This window comes from Acetobacterium malicum subsp. dehalogenans DSM 11527, assembly GCF_000472665.1.
Classification (GTDB): Bacteria; Bacillota; Clostridia; order Eubacteriales; family Eubacteriaceae; genus Acetobacterium; species Acetobacterium malicum.
Window position 1 is genome coordinate 41,547 of the sequence record NZ_KI421451.1, and the last position, 11,190, is coordinate 52,736.

Here is an 11,190-nt window from a genome sequence, read left to right on the forward strand (position 1 = left end):
CCAACTATAAGCAAGCTTATGATTGGCTCGTTGCCTGCGCGCAGAATCGGACAGGCTACGCCGTGTCCGCTCCGATGCGTACAACATGATGTAACAATTGTCGGTACTGGGTTAGTCGTTTGTTGATTTACATTGCATAATTATAAAATTAAGTTGAATCTGAAATAGAATTTGCGAAACTTAAAAAAGCGAACAAAAATTGCTTTGATGTCGGTTTCCGCAAACAATTTCGTAACGTGTAGGCGAACAGTCGATAGACTGTACGCTGTACAGTGTAGAAATTGTTTCGCGCAAACCGGCAGCGAAGCTCACGGCACTCTAGCAAATAACAGCGTGAAAGGATAGACATATGAATAATTTTAGTTTTAAAATACCGCAGGAAATCATCTGTGGGGTGGATAGTATTGAGAAATTGCCGGGGCTTTTAGCTAAGCAGGGACTTAAGAAGGCAATGGTGGTTTCGGGGCCGCATCTGAATAAGATGGGGGTGGTTGCGAAGATCACGGATATTCTGGCCCAGGCCGGATTGGCTTTTGACAGTTTTACCGAAACTGAAGCGAACCCTTCGGTGGAAACCGTCGATAAGGCGACTAAGGCCTTTGCCAATAGCGGAGCGGACTGTATTATTGCTTTGGGCGGCGGTTCGCCAATGGATGTAGCTAAGGCCGTGGGGGTGCTGGCCAAGTTTGGCGGGTCGATTGGGGACTATGAAGGGGCTGACAAGGTGCCCGGGGCGATTGTGCCGCTGATTGCGATTCCCACCACCGCCGGCACCGGTTCGGAGGTGACGGCCTTTGCGGTGATCACCGATCGTTCCCGGAATTATAAGCTAACGGTGTTCAGTTATGAACTGCTGCCGGCCTTTGCGGTGCTGGATCCGACGCTGGTGATGACTACCCCGGAAAAAACCGCGGCGGCCTGCGGCATTGATGCCCTGGTTCATGCCATCGAGGCCTATCTGTCCAAGGCAGCCTCGCCGTTTTCCGATGCCATGGCTGAAAAGGCACTGGCTCTGATCGGCGCGAATATACGCCTGTTTGTGGCGGATCGGACCAATCCCGAGGCGGCGGCGGCGATGCTTTACGGCAGTATGTTTGCCGGGATCGCCTTTGCCTGGGCGCGGCTGGGCAATGTCCACGCGATGGCCCATCCGCTGGGCGGCTATTTCGATGTGCCTCATGGGGTCGCCAATGCGGTACTGCTGCCGACGGTACTGGAATTTAATGCCCTGGCCGATACTGGCCGCTATCAGACCATTTACGATGCCATCAAAGGCGGGGCGGGCGAAGTCGTTTTCACGCCCCAGACGCTGGTTGCTGAGATCCGCCGCCTGACTACCGCGTTGGGGATTCCTCAGACTCTCGCTGAGGTGGGAGTTACGGCTGAAATGATCCCGGCGATGGCGGTAGATGCCATGAAAAGCGGTAATATTCTGGTCAATCCCCGGGCCACCACCCTGATCCAGATCGAAGATCTGTACCGCCAGGCGTTGTAGGCGGTCAATTATGAATGCGATTGAACAAAAAATAAAACTGGTGGTCGCGTCATCGGGTTGTCCGCTTTATGCACCGGGGGATGAAGTCATTTTTGATGGACCCCTGCTGGATAAGGAACAGAGCGGAAACTTTTGTATGATGGCACTCAGTGCAGTGTTTCCCTTTGTCTATGCGGCCCGTAAAGGCGTCATTACAGACGCCCCGCTTCAATGTCCGGACTGTGGGGAAAAAGTGGTGTTCCGAATTTACAAAGCCTGACACCCCAACCCCCATGCCAAATAAAACAGCAGCGCCGTCACCATTCGGCGCTGCTGTTTTTGTGGGTTAGCGGCAAACTACCGTACCGACCAATTGTTAATCTGTTGTTCGCTGCACCATGCGAAATCCGCTACGCTCCTTTCGCATTGGTCGCGGGCAGTCGCCAACTATAAGCAAGCTTATGATTGGCTCGTTGCCTTCGCGCAGGATCGAACAGGTTTATCAACCTGTTCGCCCCGATGCGTACAACATGATGTAACAATTGTCGGTACTGGTTTAGCTGCTCCAAAATGCGATTGATGAACTCTCGGGTTCATCTTTTTTATGTCCGTCAAATACTTAACTTGTTAAACAAATGATTGCGACTTGACTAAAATGGGCATATACTGTTTAGTAACAAAAATACAAACAATTAATACTGAGGAGGAGAAATGAATAAATCAATGATCCTCACTGTTGTTTTGAAATGGAAAGGTGGCGCGCCAGATGGCCTTAGAAAGTTTATTCAACCGCATTAAAATCAAAGAATCCTCAGCCTTGCCAGAACCAGACGAGTGGTATCTGGAAAACCGTCGTCATGCCCAGGAAATGATGAAAACCGGATCCTGGACCTATGAAATTGGTAATGACACGATTTATTTTACTGATGAATACTATCGCATTTTTGAAACCGTTCCCGATCAGTTGGAGCGAAATGCTGAGTCCTATTTTCAATTTGTCAGCAAAGCCGATATCAATAAGGTGAAAAATTCCCGGGAGCTGGCTTTTCAGGGCCATAATCAGGAACTGGAATACCAGATTATCACGGCTCAGGGTAAGCAAAAATTCGTTAAAGAAAAAACCCGGACACTCCTTGATGAAAAGGGTATCCCGGTTAAAATAATTGGGGCCCTTCAGGATATCACCAGCGAGAAAATCATCGAAAACAGTTTGAAAGAGCTGGGTGAAAACCTCAATCTGGGTCAAAAGGTAGCCGGTTTGGGGAGCTGGAAATTCAATGCCGTAAAAAAGGAAATCTTCTGGTCCGACGAGATTTATCGGATTTATGACCTCAAACCCCAGGAATTTGGCGGCACCGTGGTTGAACTAATGGACTTTACCTATCCCGCGGATCGCCATGTTTTGGCGGAACTAACCCAAAAACGGCTGGCCCATCAAAAATTTGACCTACAGTACCGGATTTTACTGCGCAACGGGGCAATCAAATACGTGCGCCTGGTGGGCGAGCCGATTGCCAATAAGGATGGATTAAACACCGATCTGGTGGGCACTATTCAGGATGTGACGGAAATTAAGGAACTGGAAAACGAGATCATTTTTATCAAAAAAAATCTCGAACAGGCCCAACGGCTGGCCAAAATTGGTAGTTGGGAAATGAATGCCGTGACCGATCGGAATTATATGTCCGCTGAGGCACTGCGGATTTTTGGGATCACTGCGGCGGAATTCCTGGGTACCTTTGAGGATTTTTTGGGCCGGGTCCATCCCGAGGATCGCAGTATCATCACCGACTCGATGGAGGGTGAGTTGAGCGAAGAACCTTTTGAGCTGGAATTTCGGGTGATCCGCAAAGATGGGACCATTCGTGAGGTTTTTCAGGTGGTTGAATACCATCTCGATGAAAACCGTCAGCCCGCCCATGTTTATGGTACGATCCAGGATATTACCGAAAAAAAAGAGTATCAACGGGCGATTGAAATTAAACAGCGCGAGATTGACAAAATTCAGCAGCGCACCAAAATGCTGATTCAGGAATCGGGAATGGTGTTTGAGATCATCACCGCCGATGGGATCATCCGCTATATTAGCGACACTTCCCGGAAGGTCATTAATTATGACCCGCAGAGTATGATTGGCAAAAGCGTCTATGACTACTATGACCATGATGAAGCGGCTTATTTAAAGGGCCTGATTTGCAGTGCCATGGAAAATCCGCGGATCACCGAAACCGGGATCATTACCTTTGCCGGGGCCGGCGATAAGCCCATTTATCTGGAAGTGCACATTCAGAATTTTCTCGATCATCCCATTATTCAGGGGCTGGTGCTGGATTTCCGGGATGTCACCAATCGCATCATCATGCAGCGGAAAATAGAAAAGCTGGCCTCTTATGACGAGACCACAGCGCTGCCCAAACCGAATCAGTTTAAAAAGGAGCTCACCGAAAAATGTCTTACCGCCAGCCTTGACCAGCGCAGTCTGATTGTCATGATGCTGGATTTTGACGGCTTTAAAGAGATCAATGATTCGTTGGGGTTTATGGTCGGTCAGCAACTGATTGTTCAGATTGTGATGCGGCTGCGCGGATTGTTGGGCAAAGACACGCTGATTTCGCGGTATTCCGAAGACCAGTTTGCCATTGTTATCGAGGGGCTGATCAATCTCGAGGCCTACGAGGCCAGGGCGCTGGAAGTCATTGATTTTTTCCATCGGCCTTTTAAAATTGATATTTATGAATTTGATATCAACATTAATGTCGGCGTCAGTGTTTATCCGCTGGAAACGGCAGCAAAAGATGCCGATACTGATGGTGAAGACGAGATGACCGAAGCCGAGCCAGCCGGGGATGAAATTGAACAGCTGGTCCAATATGCCAGTATTGCTCTAATGTGGTCGAAAAAAGAGGGTAAGAACCGTTATCGCTTCTATTCCTCCGAGCTGAATATCCAAAACTACAAACAGCTCCAGTTGCGTCACGATTTGCGGATGGCAGTTAAGCGGGATCAGTTTATGGTTTTTTATCAGCCGATGGTGCGGATCAAAAACAATCAGATTCTGGCGGTTGAAGCCCTGATCCGCTGGAATCATCCGGATTGGGGAATGGTTTCACCCGACGAATTTATTTACCTGGCCGAAGAAACCGGCGCGATTGTCGAAATGGGCAAATGGATGCTCAAAAAAGTCTGTGAGGATCATCGCTATTGGATGTTGAAGGGCTATGAACCGGTTTATATTTCGGTGAATTTTTCCAGCATTCAGTTTTATGAACGGGATTTTGTTAAGAGTATTACCGATGTTCTGGCTGAATATGAGGTCGATCCCCAATATCTGATCGTTGAACTGACCGAAAGCCTGATCATCGAAAATGCACACAAGGCCATTGTCGATATTGAAAAACTGCAGCGGGCCGGGATTAAGGTGGCCCTGGATGATTTTGGAAGCGGCTATTCGTCACTCAGTTACCTGCAGCATTTTAACATCGACATCATCAAAATGGATGCCGCCTTTTTAAAGAACATCATGACCGACCAGACCAGTGCCATTATCACCCGGTCGATCATCAATCTGACCAAGGAGCTGCACATTAAACTGGTTTGCGAAGGGATTGAGAACTGGGGACAGCTGTCGTTTTTGCGGGAATATAACTGCTTTGCGGGACAGGGCTACCTCTACTCCCGACCGGTGCCGTTTCTGAAGATTGATGAAATTCTGGAAAATGGCAAATGCCGGCCGGTCTTCAGCAATACCACCTTCAAGCCCCAGGCCGAGCGGCGAAAATCATTCCGCCAGGTATTCCGGGATTTATTAAAAACCGATCTGCGGATCTTAAAGATCAAGGATAAAACCATGAATGTCGGGAATTCAAAAGCGCTGATTAAAGACCTCGGGCCGGGCGGCCTCTGTTTTATCTCTAACATTCAATTTCCGCTGGAACGGGATTTTACCCTGGAATTTACGACCACCCTGCTGGGTAATGCGGTCACGGCCATCGGCACCCCGGTGTGGAGCCGGGAAGTGGCGGACAATCTGTTTGAATATGGGGTCAAATTTATGATGGATGAACGGGAAGCCGACGAACTGATGCGGACCCTTTATGAGGTACAGGTTAAAATGAAGAAAAATATCCTCTTTGCTGATGGTAACTTTACGGATAAAACCGCCTACCAGTATTTCGACGAACTGACTGGCCAGCCGACTCCGGAAAAAGTGGATTTCAGCCAATATAAAAGAAGCAAATTCTAATCAACGGCGATAAGTTGTGTAAATTGAAGGCATAAAAAAAGATGAACGAATGCTCATCAATCGAATTTTGAAGCAGCTAACCCAGTACCGACAATTGTTACATCATGTTGTACGCATCGGAGCGGACACGGCGTAGCCTGTCCGATTCTGCGCGAAGGCAACGAGCCAATCACAAGCTTGCTTGTAGTTGGCGACTGCCCGCGAACCAAAGAGAAAGAAGCACAGCGGATTTCTCGTGGTTGCAGCGAACAACAGATTAACAATTGGTCGGTACGGTAGTTTGCCGCTAACCTCTAGGATGAACTCTCGGGTTCATCTTTTTTTATGCCGGCCGGCTAGAAGCTGATCGGCTGGGGTTGGTGGGTTTCCAGAAAATCGACGCAGAGGATGTACTTTTGGGCGGCCAGCCGGAAGACCCGGGAATAGGTGATGCAGAGGCTGCCGGTGGCCATCGAAACGTAGGGTTCGGAAATGTAGGTGTCCTGCTTGCGTTTGATCAGATTATAATAGAAATTTTTGATTGAATGATCGACCCCCATCTTGGCTGAGTGGAAGACCAGCTTTTCGCAGGCACCGATGTTTTTGGCTCCCACCGTGTCGCTGCACTGAATCCCCGATTCATCGAGGACGTAGGCGCAATCCACCGCTTCGGCATGGACCAGGCACTTGTGGAGCTGGCCGTCAAATTCATCTGGTCGGTCGACCACCGCCAGGGCTTTGATCATCCCGTTGACGGTGTGGGTGTAGGCCAGACATTTCTGGTTATAGTCCTCCAACTCCTGCAGCAGCAGGGTCTTATAGGCATCGACGACCTCGGCGGTTTTGACGATCAGTTCGGCTTTGAGGACGAAATCATTGCCGGGGCGGGCAAAATAGAAGCCCTGGATCACCTGGCCGCCCAGTTTCAGCACCTGAATCGCTTCGGCCCGGGTTTCCACCCCTTCAGCGACAATCAGGGCGCCAATCTTATTGGTGAGGTTGACCAGCGATTTAAAGACCTCCTGTTTGTGATAAATGCGATCCATATCCTGGATAATCGAGCGGTCGATTTTGACAATATCCGGCTTCAGTCCGGCGATCCGGTCCATGTTGGAAAAGCCGGCCCCGACATCGTCCAGGGCGATCAGAAAGCCCTTGTTTTTGTAGGTAGTCACAAACTGGCTCAGGCCCCGGGTATCGAGGGCCTTGGACTCGTTGATTTCGATGACGATATTCTTAGGGCTGATGCCGCTGTGGCGGACCTGATCGCAGAGATAATTGGACCCGCCGACTTCATCGATGATGGCCGTATCGAGATTCAAAAACAGCAGCAGATCCGGATTGGCCTGATGATAATCATGAAAGGCGGCCAGAACCGCATCCCGGCAGGCCCGGTCGAGTTCGATGGTCAGCCCGCTGGCCAGGGCGGCATCAAAAAGCAGTTTAGGGGCGATCAGCTGGTCTGATCCGGGAATGATGCCCCGGATCAGACCCTCCAGGCCGAGGATTTTTTTCCCGGTCACTGACATAATCGGTTGAAAGTAAGCCACCAGGCTTTTTTGTCGGATGACTTCACTGATATTAACGGCTGTTTCAGCCGGGTTGGTTTGGTGCGTCGATATTTCCAATTGTTTTCTCCAGAATTTTACGATTTATGGCGCTTTTTTGATGTTAGCGGTGAGGTCCGTTGAGTACCGCAAAAGGTCACTCCGTACCGACAATTGCTCGATCAAATTGGTCGCTACGACAGTTCAACGAGCGACTAAAAGCATTACTCTATTGTACTTTTTTATCAGCCTTTTTTCAATCTTTTTCGGGCTTTAATGGTCATGGTGGATATGGTTGCAGCTGTGGCTGTGGACATGGGGTTGGTCTTCCTTGGATTTAATCTGGATAAAATCCTCATAAGCGGCATGAATGGCTTCGTAGTTTTCGAAGATGCTGATGTTGTCGATATTGTCATGGACGGCCTGCAGCAGCTCGTGGACGTGATGGCGGTTTAAATAGTCCGGCAGGCTGACATCAAAATTGACGTAGGAGCCGATCGCCAGAGCCTGGCCGTAGAATTCCGCCAAAGCCTGCATATGGGCAGTGAGGTCAAAGGACAGCAGCGTCTCGTAATCGGGCACGGTGCCGCAGAGATAGGAAAAGAGGACGGCCTTGTTTTCAGCGCTGATCAGGTTGTAGTAGAGGTTGAAACCCCGGTACCAGGCCCGGACTTCCGCTAAAAACAAAAAACAGGCCGAGTCGGGGAATTGGGCTGCCCGCAGATTGGGAACCTGGTATTTCTCCTGAATATCGGCATAATCGATCAGCCGGGTGTATTCATAGGCGATCGCCTGGCCGTATTGCTGGGTTTGATCAAAAAGATCTTCATGGAGCAGCAGATAATAATGGCTGTCGGCATCGTCCGGCAGGACCAGCAGTTTCAGGCGGTCATCAAGCTCCTGTTTGGAGGCTTCAACAATGGCCTGGTCACATTTGGTATTGGCCAGTTTCAGTCGTTCATGATAGAGATCGGTGGTGACAATGATTTCCAATGGGTAATCCTTTTCAACCTGGTAAACGAGATTATATGTTTGGATCATGTTTTTTATTACGGACATGGGGTTCTCCTCCTTGATGGGTGCAAATTTGTCAGTCGCCGCAATCGGGCTATTTCATAAGTATAACCGTTTCAGGGGATGGTGTAAATGGGGGAACGTAGATTTCAGTTCAATCGGAATGGCTCAGGTCACGATCAGCATCACGCCGTACTTAAAAAGGGGGCGCAGCGATTGTTAAAAAAGGTGAGCCGTTCGCTGGTCAGCAGGTACAGAAAGCCGCTTGAAATAAAAATTTGAGGTTTAACTAAAAGTTGGCAGGGTATACTTTAGTTAAGACAAGTACTTGAGGCTATTTCCAATCTGGGCCAGAAAGGATTTAGAGATGAACTGGTTTGCCTTGATCTATTTTAGCTGTTTTATTTATTATTTCATCACTGGGATTGTTACCTTGTTCCGACCCCAAAAGAATGGTGCCAACTGGGTTTTTGGGGTGATCTGCATGAATCTCTCCGTCTGGTCGGGATTTCTTTTTTTGATGTTTATCACCAATGTTCCCGAAACCGCGGCCTTGTACCGACAATTAATGAGCATCTGCTGGTCGACCCTGTTTACGGAGCTCTTATATTTTGTGTTATTTTTATCAAAACAGCAGGTTTTTTACAACCGGGTCTGGAAGAACATGCTGCTACTGATCCCAGGCCTTTTCTGTTTTGGCTATTATTTTCTGACGCCCATTGAAGCGACCTTTATGATTTATCTGGATCCCGGCTGGGCCTTTGGTGTGCCGGCGGATCGGGGCTTTATCTGGGATTATTACTTCATCGCTTATTATGTCACCTACACATTGCTGGCACTGGTAGCCGCCGCCAGCTGGAATCGCAGCACGCCATACGTCCGGGAGCGGCGCCAGTCAATGATTATTTTTCTATCCTTTTTGTCGACCCTGATTCTGAGTGGGATTTCTGATTCGCTGCTGCCGATGCTGGGTATCAGTGCTTTTCCACCATTAACATCGGTGTTTTCACTGGCCTGCATCATGGGCCTGAATGTTGCGATTACCCGCTACCGGATGATGAGTATTACCCCGGAAAGCATTATGATGGAAGTGTTTATGATGATGAACGAGGGTTTGATCATCACCAATGGTCAGGGTCTGATCGTGACGATGAATGCCGGTGCGGAGATGATTCTAGGCTATCAGAGCCGGGAACTTTGCGATCAGCCAATCAAAGCGTTGTTTGAACTGGACGCTGCTTTTGACGGTCAGTCTGACCAGGAGTTAAAAAGCAGCGCCATGACCCTGATCGGCAAAGACCAGCGTCCGGTACCAGTGCTGATCTCCTGTCATACCCATTACGATCAGTTTTCTAATCCCATCGGCACGGTCTTCACTTTTCAGGACATTAAGGACTTAAAGGCGGCCGAAAAAGCGCTGGAGCAGTCCAATCTGGAGCTGGAACAAAAGGTCTGCCAGCGGACCGCGGAACTGGCAGCAATGAATCAGCAGTTGAAAAATGAAATTGCCGAAAACAGCCGCAATGAAGCGCGGATCAAAAAAATGGTTTACGAGGATGCCCTGACAAAATTGTATAACCGCCGCTTTTTTTATGAATATCTGGAAAAGCATATGACCGATGCGATGCGTTATAATAAGGGCTTTACGGTTTTATTTATTGATCTTGACGGGTTTAAAATGATTAATGATTCGCTTGGCCATGACATGGGCGATGCGTTGTTGATCCGGGTCGCCCAAATTCTGAAAAAAGCCCTGCGCGAAAGTGATGTCCTCAGTCGCGCTGGCGGCGATGAGTTTCTGATTTTGCTTGACAATACCTACCTCAAGGAAGAGGTCACCAACGCCTGTGAAAAAGTTCTGCAGCGGCTGGAAATGCCGATTATGATGGACAGCTACAACCTTCACATCAGTGCCAGCATCGGCATCGCCTGTTTTCCGCAACATGGCTATTCCTCAGAATTGTTGATTAAAAATGCCGATATTGCGATGTATGAAGCTAAAGAACAGGGTAAAGGGCGGTTTGTTTTTTACGACGACAGTCTCAAAGAAGATATCGACGAAAACATGAGCCTGACCAATGACCTGTATTCGGCGTTGGAAAATAACGAGTTTGAACTGCTCTATCAACCCCAGGTGGATGCCACCACCCATCAGATTAACGGCTTTGAGGCCCTGATCCGCTGGCATCATCCCGATCGGGGCCTGCTGGGTCCGGCAAAATTCATTCCCCTCGCCGAACAGACCGGACTGATTATCCCGATTGGCGAATGGGTGATCCGAACGGCGATGGCGCAACAGCAAAAATGGCAGGAGCGGATCGGAAAAGCCATGCGGATGGGCGTTAATCTGTCGACCAGACAGCTGAAGATGACCGATTTTGTCGATTGTCTTGAGCGCGCCATGCTCGAGTTTGATATCAATCCGGCTTATTTTGAACTGGAGATCACCGAATCCATTTTCATGGCCGATACAGCCCTGATTCTGGATCAGCTCGGTCACATTAAACGAATGGGGATGGCCATTGCCATTGATGATTTTGGTACCGAATACGCCTCCTTATCCTATCTCAAAAAGCTGCCGCTGGATCGGATCAAAATTCCCAAGACCTTTATTGATGGCATTGGTGACAATGCAAAAGATGAAGCGATTATCGTGTCGACCATTGTTCTGGGCATCAAACTGGGCTGTAGTACTATTGCCGAAGGGGTCGAGCATGAAAATCAGCTTATTTTCCTGAAACAGCACGGCTGTGCCGAAATTCAGGGTTACTATTTTTATCACCCGATGCAAGCTCAAAAAGTTGAGCATGAATTGCTGAATCCGAATAAAAAAACCAATGGGCTGATTTGCCTGCCGGCTCATAAAATTACGTCGGTTCCCAGGTATTACATGTAAAAACGGGAACAATAGATAATAATTATTGATATAAAAA

General features: G+C 48.7%; 6 protein-coding genes. 4 read left to right on the plus strand and 2 right to left on the minus strand.

The features are described from left to right. Positions 1-349: 349 nt before the first annotated feature. The 3 genes from A3KS_RS0119195 (at position 350) to A3KS_RS22980 (ending at position 5,717) form a co-directional block, all read left to right on the plus strand. Positions 350-1,495 carry an iron-containing alcohol dehydrogenase family protein gene (locus tag A3KS_RS0119195; protein ID WP_026396276.1) on the plus strand — a complete coding sequence of 382 codons (1,146 nt, stop codon included), beginning with the start codon at positions 350-352 and terminating at the stop codon, positions 1,493-1,495. Positions 1,496-1,505: 10 nt separating this feature from the next. Further along, positions 1,506-1,754, plus strand: coding sequence for a TIGR04076 family protein (locus A3KS_RS0119200; RefSeq protein WP_026396277.1), 249 nt, complete (start codon positions 1,506-1,508; stop codon positions 1,752-1,754). Between the two features lie 486 nt (positions 1,755-2,240). Then, a complete protein-coding gene (locus A3KS_RS22980) occupies positions 2,241-5,717 on the plus strand; it encodes an EAL domain-containing protein (RefSeq protein ID WP_051356009.1) in 3,477 nt (1,158 codons plus the stop codon). 335 nt (positions 5,718-6,052) lie between these two features. Here the strand turns inward: A3KS_RS22980 and A3KS_RS0119210 are convergent, their stop codons facing one another. Beyond that, positions 6,053-7,324, minus strand: a complete 1,272-nt coding sequence (locus tag A3KS_RS0119210) for an EAL domain-containing protein (RefSeq protein ID WP_051356010.1) — start codon at positions 7,322-7,324, stop codon at positions 6,053-6,055. Positions 7,325-7,516: 192 nt separating this feature from the next. Next, on the minus strand, positions 7,517-8,302 hold the full coding sequence (locus tag A3KS_RS0119215; protein ID WP_026396279.1) for a hypothetical protein: 786 nt from the start codon (positions 8,300-8,302) through the stop codon (positions 7,517-7,519). A gap of 322 nt (positions 8,303-8,624) precedes the next feature. On the opposite strand from A3KS_RS0119215, the gene A3KS_RS0119225 reads away from it, so the two are divergent. Next, positions 8,625-11,153: an EAL domain-containing protein gene (locus A3KS_RS0119225; RefSeq protein ID WP_026396280.1), complete on the plus strand. Its 2,529-nt coding sequence runs from the start codon at positions 8,625-8,627 to the stop codon at positions 11,151-11,153. Positions 11,154-11,190: the final 37 nt, after the last annotated feature.

Bases quoted from the DNA above. Each gene is read 5' to 3' on its own strand.
- A3KS_RS0119195 (WP_026396276.1), top strand. From the start codon at position 350: ATGAATAATTTTAGTTTTAAAATACCGCAGGAAATCATCTGTGGGGTG.
- A3KS_RS0119200 (WP_026396277.1), top strand. From the start codon at position 1,506: ATGAATGCGATTGAACAAAAAATAAAACTGGTGGTCGCGTCATCGGGT.
- A3KS_RS22980 (WP_051356009.1), top strand. From the start codon at position 2,241: ATGGCCTTAGAAAGTTTATTCAACCGCATTAAAATCAAAGAATCCTCA.
- A3KS_RS0119215 (WP_026396279.1), bottom strand. From the start codon at position 8,302: ATGTCCGTAATAAAAAACATGATCCAAACATATAATCTCGTTTACCAG.
- A3KS_RS0119225 (WP_026396280.1), top strand. From the start codon at position 8,625: ATGAACTGGTTTGCCTTGATCTATTTTAGCTGTTTTATTTATTATTTC.